The sequence below is a fragment of the Pseudomonas sp. Tav-5-1A genome, assembly GCF_055755055.1.
In genome coordinates, this window is sequence record NZ_CM146901.1 from 1,967,648 (window position 1) to 1,983,024 (window position 15,377).

At 67.4% G+C, this 15,377-nt stretch carries 14 protein-coding genes; 5 read left to right on the top strand and 9 right to left on the bottom strand.

Annotated elements, in window-relative coordinates:
* The 9 genes from AC0J42_RS08910 to AC0J42_RS08950 all read right to left on the bottom strand — a co-directional run bounded on the left by AC0J42_RS08910 (nucleotide 1) and on the right by AC0J42_RS08950 (nucleotide 9,596).
* Nucleotides 1-1,629 (bottom strand): BatD family protein, encoded by a 1,629-nt coding sequence (locus tag AC0J42_RS08910; protein ID WP_473005882.1) that lies wholly within the window; start codon nucleotides 1,627-1,629, stop codon nucleotides 1-3.
* Nucleotides 1,626-3,392, bottom strand: a complete 1,767-nt coding sequence (locus tag AC0J42_RS08915; RefSeq protein ID WP_473005883.1) for a vWA domain-containing protein — start codon at nucleotides 3,390-3,392, stop codon at nucleotides 1,626-1,628. Before AC0J42_RS08915 ends, AC0J42_RS08910 begins: the two co-directional genes overlap by 4 nt.
* The gene (locus tag AC0J42_RS08920; RefSeq protein ID WP_473005884.1) at nucleotides 3,389-4,465 is read right to left on the bottom strand and encodes a vWA domain-containing protein; all 1,077 of its coding nucleotides are present in this window, start codon (nucleotides 4,463-4,465) and stop codon (nucleotides 3,389-3,391) included. Before AC0J42_RS08920 ends, AC0J42_RS08915 begins: the two co-directional genes overlap by 4 nt.
* Nucleotides 4,458-4,952 (bottom strand): DUF4381 domain-containing protein, encoded by a 495-nt coding sequence (locus AC0J42_RS08925; protein ID WP_416423196.1) that lies wholly within the window; start codon nucleotides 4,950-4,952, stop codon nucleotides 4,458-4,460. Before AC0J42_RS08925 ends, AC0J42_RS08920 begins: the two co-directional genes overlap by 8 nt.
* Nucleotides 4,949-5,893, bottom strand: coding sequence for a DUF58 domain-containing protein (locus AC0J42_RS08930; protein ID WP_416423197.1), 945 nt, complete (start codon nucleotides 5,891-5,893; stop codon nucleotides 4,949-4,951). Before AC0J42_RS08930 ends, AC0J42_RS08925 begins: the two co-directional genes overlap by 4 nt.
* A 5-nt stretch (nucleotides 5,894-5,898) precedes the next feature.
* Nucleotides 5,899-6,858, bottom strand: a complete 960-nt coding sequence (locus AC0J42_RS08935; RefSeq protein WP_416423198.1) for an AAA family ATPase — start codon at nucleotides 6,856-6,858, stop codon at nucleotides 5,899-5,901.
* Nucleotides 6,859-7,082: 224 nt separating this feature from the next.
* Nucleotides 7,083-8,126 carry a patatin-like phospholipase family protein gene (locus AC0J42_RS08940; protein ID WP_416423199.1) on the bottom strand — a complete coding sequence of 348 codons (1,044 nt, stop codon included), beginning with the start codon at nucleotides 8,124-8,126 and terminating at the stop codon, nucleotides 7,083-7,085.
* A gap of 124 nt (nucleotides 8,127-8,250) precedes the next feature.
* Entirely contained in the window at nucleotides 8,251-8,625 is a 375-nt protein-coding gene (locus AC0J42_RS08945) for a hypothetical protein (RefSeq protein ID WP_416423200.1), read from the bottom strand.
* Nucleotides 8,622-9,596 carry a hypothetical protein gene (locus tag AC0J42_RS08950; protein WP_473005885.1) on the bottom strand — a complete coding sequence of 325 codons (975 nt, stop codon included), beginning with the start codon at nucleotides 9,594-9,596 and terminating at the stop codon, nucleotides 8,622-8,624. Before AC0J42_RS08950 ends, AC0J42_RS08945 begins: the two co-directional genes overlap by 4 nt.
* A gap of 789 nt (nucleotides 9,597-10,385) precedes the next feature.
* Here AC0J42_RS08950 and AC0J42_RS08955 point away from each other — a divergent pair.
* Genes AC0J42_RS08955 through AC0J42_RS08975 form a run of 5 tightly spaced genes read left to right on the top strand, consistent with a single transcriptional unit; the run spans nucleotide 10,386 to nucleotide 15,338 of the window.
* Nucleotides 10,386-10,664, top strand: a complete 279-nt coding sequence (locus AC0J42_RS08955; protein ID WP_416423204.1) for a hypothetical protein — start codon at nucleotides 10,386-10,388, stop codon at nucleotides 10,662-10,664.
* 51 nt (nucleotides 10,665-10,715) lie between these two features.
* The gene (locus AC0J42_RS08960) at nucleotides 10,716-11,633 is read left to right on the top strand and encodes an AAA family ATPase (protein WP_416427561.1); all 918 of its coding nucleotides are present in this window, start codon (nucleotides 10,716-10,718) and stop codon (nucleotides 11,631-11,633) included.
* Entirely contained in the window at nucleotides 11,603-12,586 is a 984-nt protein-coding gene (locus AC0J42_RS08965) for a DUF58 domain-containing protein (RefSeq protein WP_473005886.1), read from the top strand. The genes AC0J42_RS08960 and AC0J42_RS08965 overlap by 31 nt, the downstream gene beginning before the upstream one ends.
* Nucleotides 12,583-14,574, top strand: coding sequence for a transglutaminase TgpA family protein (locus tag AC0J42_RS08970; protein WP_416423206.1), 1,992 nt, complete (start codon nucleotides 12,583-12,585; stop codon nucleotides 14,572-14,574). Before AC0J42_RS08965 ends, AC0J42_RS08970 begins: the two co-directional genes overlap by 4 nt.
* Complete coding sequence (locus AC0J42_RS08975) at nucleotides 14,574-15,338, top strand: CHAD domain-containing protein (protein ID WP_473005887.1); 765 nt, start codon at nucleotides 14,574-14,576, stop codon at nucleotides 15,336-15,338. The genes AC0J42_RS08970 and AC0J42_RS08975 overlap by 1 nt, the downstream gene beginning before the upstream one ends.
* Nucleotides 15,339-15,377: the final 39 nt, after the last annotated feature.

A 15,377-nucleotide genomic window follows, 5' to 3' on the forward strand; every position in this document is an offset into this window, starting at 1 on the left:
CTATTTGGGGTAGAGCGGCGGCAGCGCGCCGTTGTCGCCGACGGGCGCCTGCACGGCTTCGCTGGCGGGGATGGTGCCGATGGCGCGCCACAGCTCCTGGCCTTGCCAGTGCTGGCCGCTTTCGCTGTACAGCGCGCCGTTGAGGCCGTCCAGTGCGTCGGACAGCGGCACGAAGCGCGCGGCCATGTCGGCCAGGGTCTCGGGCTGCTGCCGCGCCCAGGCGTCGAGCGCCTGGCGGGTGGCCTGGGGGTCGTTGGCAAGGCAGGCGCGCTTGAGGTCGTCCAGCAGCGTACGCGGGCTGGGACCGGCCTGCGCGACGCGGGCCACGGCGGGTTGCGAGCGTGCACGCCACCACAGCACGAAGCCGGCCAGGGTGGTCAGCGCCAGCACCAGGGTGCTCAGCTGCCACGGCCACAGCAGCGGCGTGGCGGCGCTGCTGGCGGCCGGGGTGTCCACCGTCAGGGTCGGGTTCTGCGCCACTTGCAGGGTGCGCGCCGGCAGGCTGGTGTGGTCCAGGTGGTCTTCCTGGGTGTTCCACCAGGTGATGTCGATGGCCGGCACCTCGATGCTGCCTTCGCGCGCCGGCACCAGCGCCTCGCGCTCGTCGCGGCTGCCCACCAGGCCGCGTTCGTTGACCAGGTTGCTCAGTTGCGGCTGGTCGGGGTAGCGGCGCAGGGCAATGTTGTCGGTGCCCGGCAGCGGCGGCAGTTGCGCGGCCGACAGGCCCTCGGCCTTGAGGCTGAGGGTGCGGGTCATGGAGTCGCCCACCTGCAGGTGGTCGGGCTCGGGGTTCCAGCTTTCGCTCAGGGCCAGGCTGTGGGCCGGCAGCCAGGGCGCGTCGGTGGGGTAGCTGGCGGGCTTGGGCTTGACGGTCAGCTCCAGCTGCGCCGATGTCACGTGCACCAGCTTGCCCGGGTGCGGGCTGTTGGCGTCCTGGCCCGCAGGGGCGGGTTCGACCTCGGTGGCGCTGAAGGTCAGCGGCGGAATCTGCAGGCTGCCGCTGTGCTGCGGGTAGATGGCGTAGCGGCTCTCGATGACGCCGTGGCGGATGCCGTTGATGAGCTTTTCGTAGGTGCGGGTGTCGCCGACCGGCTCGATGCGCGCGTCGGCCACCTGTAGCGGGGTCATGTTGCTGTCGTCGTACAGCGCCACCGAATGGTAGACGCGCACGGTGAGCACGGCCTGGGCCTGAACGTAGACGCTGTTGGTGTCGAGGCTGGCCTCGATGGACACCGGCGCCTCGGTGTTGGCATCCGGCGCCTGGCTGGCCAGCACCTGCACGCTGATGGCTTCGCTGTGCAGGTCGCCCACTTGCAGCGAGGGGATGTTCAGGGTGCCGGCGCGGCGCGGCGCCAGGGTAATCAGCCAGCGGGTGGTGGCCTCGCTGTCGCCGCCCAGGGTGCGCAACTGGTTGACCTGGCGGGTGTCGCGCACCTCGAAGGCGGCGTCCAGGCCGGTCAGGTCGGGCTTGCCGAACTGGGTGACGTCACTGGTTTCCAGGGTCAGCACCAGGGTCTCGCCCACGGCCAGGCGCGCGCGGTCGACGCTGGCGGTGAGCGCGGCGGCGTGGGCCTGGCTGGCCAGCACGGCGAGTAGCAGGGTGAGGGGCAGGACGCTTGCGCGACTCATCGGGTCTTTTCCTGATGTTGTTGCTGTTCATACCAGAATTTGCGCCGCAGCAGTTCCGACGGGTTGTCGGGAATCTGCCGCAGCCATTGCTCCAGGGCCTGGCGCTGCTCGTCGTTGAGGTCGCCGTCGGTGGGCGGCGGCGGAGCGAAGATCGGCGTTTGCGCGTCCGGCGTCTGGCTAGTGGCCGCAGTGCTGTCAGTATCGCCTGGCGTGGGGTTGTTGCCGGCCTTGGCCTGGTCCTGGGGCGGATGTTGTTCGGTGTTGGCCGCCTGCTGGGCGTTTTGCGCCTGTTGCGCGGCGGCGTCGGATTGGGCGTTTTGCGTGGGTGCAGTCGTGGCCTGGCTGTTGGCGGCATCCCGTGCTGCTTGCGCCGCGGCGTCGGCGGCGGCCTGGGCCTTGCGTTGCTGTTCGTGCAGCAACTGTTCCACCAGCGCCTTGTTGCGCAGCGCCGGGGCCAGGTCGGCCTGGCGCTCCAGGGCCTGGTCGTAGGCGTCCAGCGCCGCTTCCAGCTCGCCGCTCTTGGCCAGGGCGTTGCCGCGGTTGTAATGGTCCTGGGCCTCGTTGCCCTGGGCGAAGTGCTGGGCGGCGGCCGCATAGTCGCCGGCGCGGTACAGGGCAATGCCCTGCCACTGCGGGTCTTCGAAGTGCTGCGCGGCCTCGGCCGGGCGCTGTTGCTGCAGCAGGCGCTGGCCTTGCTGGTCGGGGCGCAGCCACAGGTCGTCCCAGCTGGCGGCAAAGCTGTGCTGCGGCAGGCACAGCAGCAGCGGCAGGCAGAACAACCAGCCGCGGCGCCCGGCGCAGGCGGCCAGCAGCAACAGCGGCAGCAACAGCCAGTAGCCCTGGTCGGCCCAGCTGTCCAGCTGCACGGTCTGGCCGGTGCTGCGCAGGCTCAGCGGCCCGTCGAGCAGGCCCAGTTCGCCGAGGTCGTCGTCTTCCAGGTGCGCCTGGCGGTACAGGCCACCGACTTCGCCGGCGAAGGTCTTCAGGCCGATGTTGTCCAGGCGCGGCAGCAGGATGGCGCCTTGGGCGTCCTTGAGGTATTCACCCTGTTCGTCGCGCACCGGTGCGCCGTCGCGAGTGCCGATGCCCAATATCAGCAGGCGCGGGGCGTCGCGGCCCAGGCGCTGGACAATGCCGTCGCGCTCGGCGTCGCTGAGCGACGAGCCGATCAGCAGCAGGCGGCCCTGGCCCAGCCCGGCCTGGTGCAGCAGGGTCAGGGCCTTTTCCACGGCCAGGTCGGCGCGGTGGCCGCTTTGCGGCATGATCGCAGGCTTTACCGCGTCCAGCAGGTTGCGGCTGGTGGCCAGGTCATCGGACAGCGGCACCAGCACGTGGGCGGAGCCGGCGTAGACGATGATGGCGGTCTGCGAATCGCGGCGCGCCTGCAGCAGGTCCAGCAGCTTGCGCCGGGCCTGTTCCAGGCGGCTGGGGGCGACGTCGGTGGCGAGCATGTCCGGGGTCAGTTCCAGCATCACCACCAGCGGGTCGGCGGGCTTCTGGCTGGTCTGTTCCACCCGCTGCCAGCTGGGGCCCAGCAACGCCAGGGCGGCCAGCAGCCAGGCCAGGCCGAGGACGACCCACGGGGTCTTGCTGCCGCGCCCGTGGGCGCCGTTGAGCAGGATGGCGTGGAAGGCCGGCGGCAGCAGCACCTGCCAGCGCCCGGCGCGTTTCTCCCGGTGCCAGACCTTCCACAGCAGCCAGCCCAGTACGGGCAGCAGCAACAGCCAGGCGGGCCGGAACCAGTGGGGCCACAGGGCGATCATCGGCGCCTCCGCAAGCGCAGGCGCTTGAGCCGTTCACGCCAGTCGCTGCTGGCTGGCAGGAAGTGCCGGCGGGCCAGCAGGCGTTGCCAGCGGGCGTCCGGCCACTGCTCGCGCACCACCAGCAGCAGGCTCATCAGCAGCGCGGCCGCCAGCGGCCAGCTGTACAGCGCCTGGGTAGGGCGCGCCTGGGTGGGTTGCTGGGTCACCGGTTCCAGGCGGTCGAGGCTGGCGCCGATGGTCTTCAGTTGCTCGCCGTCCTTGGCGCGGAAGTACTGGCCGCCGGTCAGGCGGGCGATTTCGGTGAGGCTGGCCTCGTCCAGGTCCATGCTCGCGTTGATGCCCAGCATGCCCAGGGCGCCGTCCTCGGAGGGGTCGGCACCGATGCCGATGGTGTAGATCTTCACGTGTTCCTCGGCCGCCAGTTTCGCCGCGGTCAGGGGGTGGATCTCGCCGCCGTTGTTGGCGCCGTCGGTGACCAGAATCAGCACGCGGCTCTGCGCCGGGCGCATGCGCAGGCGTTTCACCGCCAGGCCGATGGCGTCGCCGATGGCAGTGTTCTTGCCGGCGATGCCAATGCGCGCCTCGTCCAGCCAGGTGCGCGCGGTGTGGCGGTCGAAGGTCAGCGGCGCCTGCAGGTAGGCCTGGCTGCCGAACAGGATCAGGCCCACGCGGTCGCCCTTGCGGTTTTCCAGGAAGTCGCCGAGCAGGCGCTTGACCAGGGTCAGGCGGCTGACGTCGTCGCCGTCCCAGTGCATGTCGGGGTAGTCCATGGAGCCGGAGACGTCCACGGCCACCAGCAGGTCGCGGCCGCTGGCGGCGATGGGCAGCGGCTGGCCCAGCCATTGCGGGCGGGCGGCGGCGCCCAGCAGCAACAGCCACAACAGTACGAAGGGCGCCTGCTGGCGCCAGGTGGGCAGGCTCATGCGCGCGCGGCGCTTGGCCAGGCCTTCCAGCTCGTCGAGGAAGCTGACTTTCAGCGCCGGCTCGCCGCTGTCGGCCACCGGCAGCAGGGCGCGCAGCACCCAGGGCAGCGGCGCCAGCAGGAAAATCCACGGCCAGGCGAACTCAAACATGTTTGCGGATCCAGGTCTCGACCGACTGGTTGAGGCCCTTGATGGCCTTGTCGTCGAGTTTGCATTCGGGCTTGTAGGCGCCTTCCACCAGCACCATCCAGCGCGTCAGGCCGGCGGCCGGGCAGCGGTTGTCGAGGAACGCCAGCCACTGCCGGCCGTTGAGGGTGTGGCTGTTGGCGTTGGGGTAATGGTTGCGGCACAGGCGCTTGAGCAGCGCGTTGATCTGCTGCAGCCAGGCGCCGGCGGGCGCGCCGTCGTAGGGCTTGGGCAGGCGCGCCAGTTCGTCCAGGGCGTTCTGGCGCACCGGGTCCAGTGGCTGCTCCACCGGCGCTGCGGCCTTGCGCTTGGGCAAAAAGCGGCGCAGGCGCCACAGGCCCCAGCCCAGCACCGGCAGCAAGGCCAGCAGCAGCCACCAGCCGGGGGCGGGCGGCCACAGGCCGGGCGGCGGCGGGGTGATCAGCGGTTGCAGGTCGTCCAGGCTGCTCATTGGCTTTTGCCCGGTTTGTGCGGGTTCAGGTATTCGCGCAGCTGTTCGATCATTTCGCTCTGAGTGCTCAGGGGCATCATCAGGATGCGCAACTTCTGCGCCAGCCGCTCCCAGCGGGCAATGCGCGCCTCGCCCTGGGCGCGGTAGGCCTGGCGCAGCTCGGGGTTCAGGGTGTCGAGCTCCAGTTGCGCGCCGCGCTGGGCGAAACGCAGCAGGCCGGCAGCCGGCAGGGCGTGGTCCAGCGGGTCGGACAGCGGCAGCAACAGCAGGTCGCAGTGGCGCGACAGCAGGCTGAGCTGCTGTTCGGCGGCGCTGCTCAGGGCGCGCTCGTCACAGATGATGAAGGCCAGGCTGCCGGGGCGCAGCACCTCGCGGGCGCGGCGCAGGGCCATGCTCAGGGCTTCGTCGTCGTGGCGGCTGTCGGTGTGCAGCGACTGGTTGACCCGCACCAGGCGGTTCAATAGCTGCAGCAGGCTCTGCTTGCTGCGCCGCGGCTTCACCTCGTAATACTCGCCGTCGCCGTACACCAGGCCGCCGATGCGGTCGTTGTGGCCCAGCGCTGCCCAGCCGATCAGCGCGGCGGCCTGGGCGGCCAGCACCGATTTGAACATCAGCCCCGAGCCGAAGAACAGCCGCTGGCTCTGTTCGACCAGGATATAGATGGGCCGCTCGCGCTCCTCATGGAACAGCTTGGTGTGCGGCTCCTGGGTGCGTGCGGTCACCCGCCAGTCGATGCTGCGCACGTCGTCGCCGGCCTGGTACACGCGCACCTGGTCGAAGTCCACGCCGCGGCCGCGCAGCTTGGAATGATGCAGGCCGATCAGCGGGCTGCGCTGGCCGGGGGTGGAGAACAGCTGCACCTCGCGCACGCGGTGGCGCATCTCGATCAGCTCGGCGAGGCTGATGCGAGTGCCGGGTGCGGTAGGCGCGGGCACGGACATGTTGGTCAAGCGACGGCGACGACGTCGAGGATGCGCTGTATCACCCGGTCCTGGTCGATGCCGGCGGCTTCGGCCTCGAACGACAGGATGATGCGGTGGCGCAGCACGTCGAACAGCACCGCCTGGATGTCCTCGGGGCTGACGAAGTCGCGCCCCGCCAGCCAGGCGTGGGCCCGCGCGCAGCGGTCCAGGGCGATGGAGCCGCGCGGGCTGGCGCCGTAGGCGATCCATTCGGCCATTTCGGCGTCGAACTTGCTCGGGGTACGGGTGGCCATCACCAGCTGCACCAGGTATTCCTCCACGGCGTCGGCCATGTACAGCCCGAGGATTTCCTTGCGCGCAGCGAAGATGGCCTGCTGGCTGACCCGCCGCTCGGGCTTGGTCTCGCCGTTCAGCGCTTCGCCGCGGGCCTGCTGGAGGATGCGGCGTTCGACGGCGGCGTCAGGAAAGCCGATTTTCACGTGCATCAGGAAACGGTCGAGCTGGGCCTCGGGCAGCGGGTAGGTGCCTTCCTGCTCGATGGGGTTCTGGGTGGCCATCACCAGGAACAGCGGCGACAGCTCGTAGGTGCTGCGGCCCACGCTGACCTGGCGCTCGGCCATGGCCTCCAGCAGCGCCGACTGCACCTTGGCCGGGGCGCGGTTGATTTCGTCGGCCAGCACCAGGTTGTGGAAGATCGGCCCCTGCTGGAACACGAAGCTGCCGGTTTCCGGGCGGTAGATCTCGGTGCCGGTGATGTCGGCGGGCAGCAGGTCGGGGGTGAACTGGATGCGGTGGAACTGCGCCTCGATGCCTTCCGCCAGTTCCTTGATGGCCTTGGTCTTGGCCAGCCCAGGCGCGCCTTCGACCAGCATGTGGCCGTCAGCCAGCAGCACGATCAGCAGGCGGTCGATCAGTTTTTCCTGGCCGAGGATCTGGGTGGAGAGAAAGGTTCGCAGCGCGATCAGCGCTTCACGATGTTCCATCGATGAAGGTTCCTGGAGAAGGTGACCGGTGCGTCAAGATAACGCCCGGGCCGGGGGCATTACTTTAATCTATCCGGGCCTTGCAGGACTAACGCTGGCGGTAAAATCTTTGTGCGCGCGGGTGTTTCCGTGGGAGTGGGCTCTGCCCACGAAGAGGGCACCGCGTGGCATCAGGAATTACGCAGCGGTCTTTTCGCGGGTAGAACCCGCTCCCACGGGCCGGGTCAATGGCGCTCGCGCTCGTAATTGTCCAGGGTATCGCTGGCAATCAGCCGGCCCAGCTCGATCAGCTCCGGCGCCTTGTAGAACTCGAAGAACCGGCACACGCGCTTGGGCACGTTGATGAGGATGTCCGGCGGGTAGCCGGCGATCTTGTACTGCGCCAGCGAGGTCTGCATCACCTCGAAGCTCTGGTTGATCAGGTCCAGCAGCGACGCCGGGCCGACGTTATCGACGATGATCGACCCCGTGGCAGAGCTGGGCGCGCCGTCTTCCTCGGGCGCGGCGGCTGGCTGCTGGGCGTTGGGCGACGCCGCGTCGGCCAGCCACGGGTTGGGCAGGATAGCCGCGGCGGGCTTCAGGGTTTCCTGCTCCAGCTGCAGCAAGGCCTCGGCCTGCTTGCGCCGGAACGGCAGGTGCGAGCCCAGGGAGCTGAGCAGCGCGTTGAAACGCTGCTTGAACGCCGCCGGCCGTTCGATCACCGGCAACTGGTATTGCTTCTGGTTGGTGGAGTTGAGGTTCACCGCGATGATCAGGTCGCAGTGGCTGGACACCACCGGCACGATGGGCAGGGGGTTGAGGATGCCGCCGTCCACCAGCATGCGGTTGCCCTGGATCACCGGCGTGAACAGGCTGGGAATCGCCGCCGAGGCGCGCATGGCCTGGTGCAGGCAGCCTTCCTGGAACCAGATCTCCTGCTGGTTGGTGAGATCGGTGGCCACTGCCGTGTAGGGAATGCGCAGGTCCTCGATGTTCAGCTCGCCGACGATCTTGCGAATCTGCCCGAACACCTTCTCGCCGCGAATGGCCCCCAGGCGAAAGCTCACGTCCACCAGGCGCAACACGTCGAGGTAGTCCAGGCTCTCGATCCAGTTGCGGTATTCGTCCAGCTTGCCAGCGGCATAGATGCCACCCACCACCGCGCCCATGGAACAGCCGGCCACGCAGCCGATCTCATAGCCCCGGCGCTCGATTTCCTCGATCACGCCAATGTGCGCATACCCCCGGGCGCCGCCCGAGCCCAGTACCAGTGCGACGCGTTTCTTCATGCTGGAGCCCCCCCGGAGCGTGGCGTTGCTTGGTGGGTTCACAATGCGCCATTGGGTGGGGGCGGGACAAGGGTGGGGCGGGGGTGTTTTGGTTTTTTGTTGGGCGGCGATCTGTAAGGCAGGGCTAATTTGCGTAATGCACAAAAATAGCCCAGCAGCCCATTGCCAGGAGGCCCAGGTAACCTGTGTTGAAAATCGTCATTAGAACCAGCCGCTGCCGGCGCGGGATCTTTACAAGGTCCGCGACGTTGACCATGCCCTGTGCATGGCATCTTTTTGGAAAACACAACAGCGTATTGATGCAGCCGACCCTGAAGGTCAGGTCGAAGAATCCATTGCTGGGCCAGTGTCGCTTGTTTTCCTGCACCCATTGCGAAGTTTCCAAAATCTTTTCCAGTGCAACAACGTTTTTGTAGCTGAAGGTATATAGGCAAGCGGCGTGAATGAGCAGCCACAGGGTGAATATGCAATACACCGTCTCGATTGTGGCCAGGGTCATTGCGCTGCCTGCCTGTATAAAAAGCGCCCTGCGTGCTCGCCGCCAGCCTGGCCTAGCATGCCTCCTGCAAAGCCACCGCCCGCGCCACCGATGACAGCACAGGCCAGCGCCCCAGGGCCCGTGGTCAGGCCCAGTGCGACTGCACAGGCCGCAGTGGCCATGACCGCTCCAACGGTACCGCCGAAGTGCGAACCCAAAATTCCGGCGCCGAGCTTTCCGGCCTCGACAAACTGTGCCTCCGTACACTCGGTTTCGCGGCCCGCGTTGCAAACCTCTTGAATTTCCAATGCGGTAGATGTGCTATCCAGGAACCATCCCACATAAGTACCTTTTTTCAACAGCCTGGCCGCGTTGGCAACTTTCGCCATTCGTTGGGCGTATTGCTTGATTTCCCCGCTTTGCCTGTATCGTCGCGTGGAGATATTGAGCATCTTTTTAATCGAGCCGCTGTTCTTCATTCCAGCCCCGTAGCGGGCCATGCCGTCCAGTTGGCCATCCAGCTTCCTGAACAGAATGGTTCGCTCGGCAATGAATCTGTTTCTGCTTTCAGTTGCCCCACCGCGCAGATACCGCGCGTGCAACCGTTCGACTTCCTTCAGGGTTTTCTCGATTTCAGCCAAGTGTTTGCTCCAGGCAGCGGTTGAAGCTCCTACCCCGAGTGCTGAGTAGCCGAGCAAACTCTGCAAAAAATCATAGTTCTTCAGCACGAAACCATCGCCACCCAGCTGATTGGCAATCATCGCCTGCTTCACGTCCCGCGCGCTTTGCATCAGCCACCCCTCTTCTACTGTGCACGCAAGGCTGGTGGTGTCGGGCAAGATGATCAATTGGCCGGGCAGTACCATTGTGTTGCGGATGTGGTTGTTGAGTTGGTCGAACTTGATGGCGCTGCTGGGGGACAGTCCCAATCTTTGCTTGAGTTCACTGAAGGTCTGCAGGGGTTCGTTGATGTAGGCGTAGGGCTGGGACACGACGTGACCTCTGGCAAATGGCAGAGGGAGATGATGGAAGGGGGCAGTGGGGATGGATGTAGGGTGATTCGCTTTTGGTGGGCGGAAATGTCCGAGAAGTCAGGGAGGTGGTTCCTCTGGGATGGCTGCAGGCCAATGAATGCGGGGCCTTTAGGCATGCATGGGTAGCCAAGCCATGAAATGTAGGGGTTCGCACACCGCTCTGGCGCCGAGCACTAGGCTGGCGTAGCCGCTGCCGGTAGGCTGCGCTGGCCTTCATGTGCGCTGGAGATCTTCAGTGGGGCACAGGGCCAGCGCAGCCTTCGGCAGCGGCTACGGTGCAAGCCTTTCAGGCCATGGCGCGTTCCACCAAACGTAGCAGCTGCCGAAGGCTGCGTCGCGCCGCGTAGGCGGCGCTCGATCTCAAGAGCGGCAAGGCAGCATTGGCGGGCACCTGGAGGCCGTGGCGCGGTCGCCAATAGGAATCTTCGAAGAACGCCCGGTGCGCCTGCCGTGAAACCGCGTCATGGCTCAAAGGTGCATGCCTTGGTTTTTCCATGGCTCTTCAGATCGTGCGCCGCCCGCGCGGCGCGACGCAGCCTGGCGGCAGCATCTACATTTGTTGCAACGTGCCATGGCCTGATGGACAGGCGTTGCCAGCCTTTGGCGTTCGACATCAGAACGGTACCTTCCCCACCCTCAACACCACGCTGGCTTCCAAGGCCCTGCTACGCTACTTTCACGGCACTTTTTCCCTGGCCCAGCGTCTGAGCCAGCATCCAATACCGTATTTTTTTGAGGTGTCACTCCATGAAAGCCTGGATCTGCGTGCCGTTGTTTGCCTTGGCTCTGACAGGTTGTGCCGGCAAGACCGCCTACCGCGACACCTGTGCCACGCAGCTGGATGCCGCCTGGCACGAGCTGGATCTGGCGAAGGCCGAAGGTTTCGCCGGCACCGTGAGTTATTCCAAGGCGCTGTCGCTGTTGACCGGCGCCAAGACCCAGCAGCAGTTCGAGGCCTTTGACGGCTGCACCGAGAAGGCCGAGAAGGCGCGGTTCTACATTCGCGAGTCGCGCGCGGGGCGCTGACCGGTGCGTTAGCCGCAGGCTTCGGCCGGTTCGATACGGAGGGGTTGCATGATGCACAGCCAGTTATCCGCCTGCCTGGAAGCCGTGAACGAGGTGCTGCTGGGCAAGCAGCACCAGGTGCGCCTGGCCCTGACCTGCCTGATTGCCGGGGGGCACCTGCTGATCGAGGACTTGCCCGGCATGGGCAAGACCACCCTCAGCCACACCCTGGCCAAGGTCATGGGCCTGCGCTTCCAGCGCATTCAATTCACCTCCGACCTGCTGCCCAGTGACATCCTCGGCACCTCGGTGTTTGACAAGGACAGTGGCCAGTTCGTCTTCCACCCCGGGCCTATCTTCGCCGAGCTGGTGCTGGCCGACGAGATCAACCGCGCCACGCCCAAGAGCCAGAGCGCGTTGCTGGAGGCCATGGAAGAGGGCCAGGTGACCATCGAGGGCGCCACTCGGCCGCTGCCGCAACCCTTTTTCGTCATTGCCACCCAGAACCCCACCAGCCAGGGCGGCACCTTTGCCTTGCCCGAGTCGCAGCTGGACCGCTTCCTGATGCGCCTGTCCCTGGGCTACCCGGCCAAGGCGGCGGAAAAGGCCCTGCTGCTTGGCGAGTCGCGCCGCGAGTTGTTGCCGCGCATGGCGGCGGTGCTCGACCATGAAGAATTGGCCGTGCTGCAGCAGCAGGCCCGCGAGGTGCGGGTCAGCGACGCGCTGGTGGACTACGTGCTGCGCCTGGTGGAAGCCACCCGCACCCAGCCGCAGTTCGCCTGGGGCCTGTCGCCGCGGGCGAGCCTGGCGCTGCTCGCGGCGGCGCGCGCCTGGGCGTTGCTGCTGGGGCGCGACTACGTGATTCCCGAGGACGTGCAGGCGGTGCTGCCGTCGGTGGTCAGCCACCGCCTGCGCGAACGCGCCGACCCCACCGGCCAAGGGGGCGGCGCGCTGGTGCAGTGGCTGCTCAAAGAGGTGGCGGCGCTGTGATCGCGCGCCTGCGCCAGGGCCTGGTCCGGTGGCAGGCACGCCGCTCGCCGGTGGCGGCGCAGGTGCAATTGGGGCAGCGGCAGATCTACATCATGCCCGACCGCAGCGGTGCCGCGTTCGGCGTGGTGCTGTTGCTGATCCTGCTGGCGGCCATCAATTACCAGAACAGCATGGCCTACGCGTTGGTGTTCCTGCTGGGCTCGGTGTTCGTGGTGGCGATCCTGCACACCTTTCGCAACCTCAGCGGCCTGCGCATCAGCGGCGCCGGCACGCCCGCGGTGTTTGCCGGTGAGCACGCGCGCTTCGTGCTGCGCCTGGAAAGCGTCAACCGCGAGCACCAGGCCATCGGCGTGGGCTGGTCGGCCAACGAGCTGCAAAGCGTCGACATCGCGGCGCGCAGCGCCCTGGAGCTGGAATTGAACCTGCCCACCCTGGCGCGCGGCTGGTTGCCGGCCCCGCGCATTCGCCTGCAGAGTACCTTCCCCCTGGGCGTGCTGCGCGCCTGGAGTTATTGCAACCTGGGCCAGCAGGTGCTGGTCTACCCACGGCCGCTGGAGGGCGAGCTGCCGGTGATGGCCAGCGACCTGCAGGACGTCGAAGGCGAAGGCCAGCGCGTGGCCGGGCAGGGCGTGGATGACTACCAGGGGCTCAAGGCCTACCAGCCCGGGGACTCCTGGCGGCGATTGCACTGGAAGGCCTATTCGCGTGGCGCGCAGTTGCTGGTCAAGGAATTCGCCGACCTGCGCGGCCGTGACCTGTGCCTGGATTTCATGGCCCTGGGCGGCGACGTCGAACAGCGCCTGTCGCGGCTGTGCCACTGGGTGCTGGCCCTGTCCCGCGAGCAGCGGCCGTTCGCCCTGCGCCTGCCCGGCCTGTACCTGCCGGTGGACCGCAGCGACGGCCACCGCGAGGCCTGCCTGCGGGCGCTGGCGCTGTACGGGCAAAAGCCATGAGCCAGGCGCCGGCCATTCCGCGCATCAGCCTGGTGTGGCTGCTGCTGGCGCAGTGCCTGGTGATCGTGCCGTTCTGGCCCCACGTCCCGCCCTGGATGATTGGCCTGTGGCTGGGCTGCACCCTGTGGCGCGTGCAGATTTTCCGCATGCGTGCCGCCTTCCCGGGCTTGTTGCTGAAGGTGGGCATGGTGGTGGCCACTGCCGGCGGGGTGTTCTTGTCCCGCGGCGTGCTGATTGGCCTGGACGCGGCGGCCAGCCTGCTGGTAGCCACCTTCATGCTGAAAGTGGTGGAGATGCGCAGCTCGCGTGACGCGCGGGTGTTGATCTACCTGGGCTTCTTCTGCGTGGTGGTGGCCTACTTGTACGACGCCAGCCTGCCGTGGGCGCTGTACAGCGTGCTGCCGGTGACGGCGCTGCTCACGGCCATGATCGGCCTGCAGCAGACGCGCCTGGTGGCGCGGCCGCTGGCCACCCTGCGCCTGGCGCTGACCATCCTCGCCCAGGCGCTGCCGCTGATGCTGCTGTTCTTCGTGTTCTTCCCGCGCATGGAGCCCCTGTGGTCGTTGCCCATTCCCAGTAACAAATCGCAGACGGGCCTGGCGGAAAGCATGACCCCGGGCGACGTGGCCGAATTGGGCCGCTCGCCGCAACTGGTGATGCAGGTCAGCTTTGACGGGCCGATGCCGCCACGCCAGGCGCTGTACTGGCGCGCCTTCACCCTGGAGCGCTTCGACGGCGCGCGCTGGAGCCAGTCGGAGCTGTCGCGCGGGCTGCCGGTGGCGCCCTGGCAGCCCAGTGGCGCGCAATATCGCTACCGCATCATTCAACAACCGCTGGGCGGGCGCTGGTTGTATGGGCTGGACGTAGCCCGCACCGACCTGCCCGGCGCGCGGCAAATGGCCGACTTCCGCCTGCAGCGGGTGCAGCCCCAGGACCGCCCGCTGCTGTACGAGGTGACCTCGTCGCCGCAGGCCATCCGCGACCTGCAACTGAGCGAGTCCATGCGCCGCCAGGACCTGCGCCTGCCCAACGGCGGCGACCCGCGCAGCCGCCAGTGGGCCCATGAACTGCAGGCTCGCTACGCCCAGCCCGACGCACTGGTGCAGGCCATGCTGCAACGCTTTCGCGACGAGGACTATCATTACACCCTCAAGCCACCTGCGCTGGGCGCCGACAGCATCGACAGCTTCCTGTTCGACAGCCGCCGTGGCTTCTGCGCCCACTACGCCGGGGCCATGACCTTCGTGCTGCGCGCCGCTGGCATCCCGGCGCGCATGGTGGTGGGCTACCAGGGCGGCGAGCTGAACCCCGCCGGGCATTACCTGACGTTGCGCCAGTACGACGCCCATGCCTGGGTCGAGTACTGGCAGGCCGGGCGCGGCTGGCGCAGCGTGGACCCCACGGCGGCGGTGTCGCCACTGCGCATCGAGTCGGGCCCCGAGGATGCCCTGGCGGCGGACGAGGAGTTTCTTGGCGATGCACCGTTCTCGCCCCTGCGCCTGCGGCGATTTGCCTGGGTCAACGAGCTGCGCCTGGGCTGGGATAATCTCAACTATGGCTGGCAGCGCTGGGTGCTGGGCTACCAGGCGGCGCAGCAGTTGGACTTTCTCAACCGCTGGTTCAAGGACCTGGCCAGCTCGATATTGCCGGCAGGCTTGCTGGTGATGCTGGCGATATTGGCTATCGTCCTGCTAAAGCCCTGGCAACGCCCGGCCGATAGCCAGCTGCGGATTTACCAGGCGTTCGAGGTGCTGCTGGCCCGTCATGGCCTGGTGCGGGCCACGGGGGAGGGCGCCGAGGCGTTCGCCCGCCGCGCCGCGCGCCAACTGGGCGCCCAGGCGGCAGCCATCGAGGCCTTCAGTCAAACTTTCATCGGCCAGCGGTATGGTGGCCAACCGCTGGACGTTGCGGTGTTGCGTCAACAATTCAAAGCAGTGCGTGCCAGCCTTGAGGGCCTGCACCCTGCGGCGGTTCGGGAGTCGTTGTAATGTCGAAAATGCTCGATGAAGTCATCGCCCACCTGTTGGGTATCGAGGTGCGCCTGCTGGCCTGCCAGGCGCGGTTGCAGGCCGAGACCGACGCGGAGGCGCTGCACGACCTGCGCACCACCGTGCGCCGCTTGCGCAGCCTGATCCGGCCATTGCGTGGCCTGCCGGGGGTAGACCAACTGGAAGAGGCAGCCAGGGCCGTGGGCCAGTTGACCACGCCCCACCGCGACCGCGAAGTGCTGGCCGCGCACCTGCACAAGCGCGGCCACCATGACCTGGCCCAGGTGCGCGTGGCGCAGATGCGCGGGGTGTTCCCCGCCGTGGCGGCCAGTGCCGAGCTGGGGCGCCTGATTCGCATCCTCGACGGCTTCCCGCGCTTTGCCCGCGCCGCCCAGCGCCAGAAGCTGATCGGCAACCTGCGCGGGCGCATCGAGAAGCGCCTGGCCAAGCAATGGCGCCAGCTTGAGCATGCCTTGAAAGACCCCGGCCACGACCGCCATCGCCTGCGCCTGTTGATCAAGCGCGCGCGTTACGGCGCCGAGGCGTACCCGGCGCTGGACAAGGCCGACGCCAGGCTGGTCAAGCGCCTGAAGCAGGCCCAGGCCACGCTGGGTGATTGGCATGACAACTGGCAGTGGCTGTTGCAGGTGGAGCAGCAGCCCGACCTGCTGCCGTGCCTGCATGAATGGCAGGCGGGCTTGCTCAAGGGCGAGCAGCGCAGCGACCTGGCGCTGGACAAGCTGCTCGGCGCCATGGGCCATTAAGCCGGACAAATGGCCGAAACGGCGCCTGTTGCCCCGGCG

Bases quoted from the DNA above. Each gene is read 5' to 3' on its own strand.
- AC0J42_RS08970 (WP_416423206.1), top strand. From the start codon at position 12,583: ATGAGCCAGGCGCCGGCCATTCCGCGCATCAGCCTGGTGTGGCTGCTG.
- AC0J42_RS08925 (WP_416423196.1), bottom strand. From the start codon at position 4,952: ATGAGCAGCCTGGACGACCTGCAACCGCTGATCACCCCGCCGCCGCCC.
- AC0J42_RS08920 (WP_473005884.1), bottom strand. From the start codon at position 4,465: ATGTTTGAGTTCGCCTGGCCGTGGATTTTCCTGCTGGCGCCGCTGCCC.
- AC0J42_RS08945 (WP_416423200.1), bottom strand. From the start codon at position 8,625: ATGACCCTGGCCACAATCGAGACGGTGTATTGCATATTCACCCTGTGG.
- AC0J42_RS08915 (WP_473005883.1), bottom strand. From the start codon at position 3,392: ATGATCGCCCTGTGGCCCCACTGGTTCCGGCCCGCCTGGCTGTTGCTG.
- AC0J42_RS08910 (WP_473005882.1), bottom strand. From the start codon at position 1,629: ATGAGTCGCGCAAGCGTCCTGCCCCTCACCCTGCTACTCGCCGTGCTG.
- AC0J42_RS08935 (WP_416423198.1), bottom strand. From the start codon at position 6,858: ATGGAACATCGTGAAGCGCTGATCGCGCTGCGAACCTTTCTCTCCACC.
- AC0J42_RS08955 (WP_416423204.1), top strand. From the start codon at position 10,386: ATGAAAGCCTGGATCTGCGTGCCGTTGTTTGCCTTGGCTCTGACAGGT.
- AC0J42_RS08975 (WP_473005887.1), top strand. From the start codon at position 14,574: ATGTCGAAAATGCTCGATGAAGTCATCGCCCACCTGTTGGGTATCGAG.
- AC0J42_RS08940 (WP_416423199.1), bottom strand. From the start codon at position 8,126: ATGAAGAAACGCGTCGCACTGGTACTGGGCTCGGGCGGCGCCCGGGGG.
- AC0J42_RS08960 (WP_416427561.1), top strand. From the start codon at position 10,716: ATGCACAGCCAGTTATCCGCCTGCCTGGAAGCCGTGAACGAGGTGCTG.
- AC0J42_RS08930 (WP_416423197.1), bottom strand. From the start codon at position 5,893: ATGTCCGTGCCCGCGCCTACCGCACCCGGCACTCGCATCAGCCTCGCC.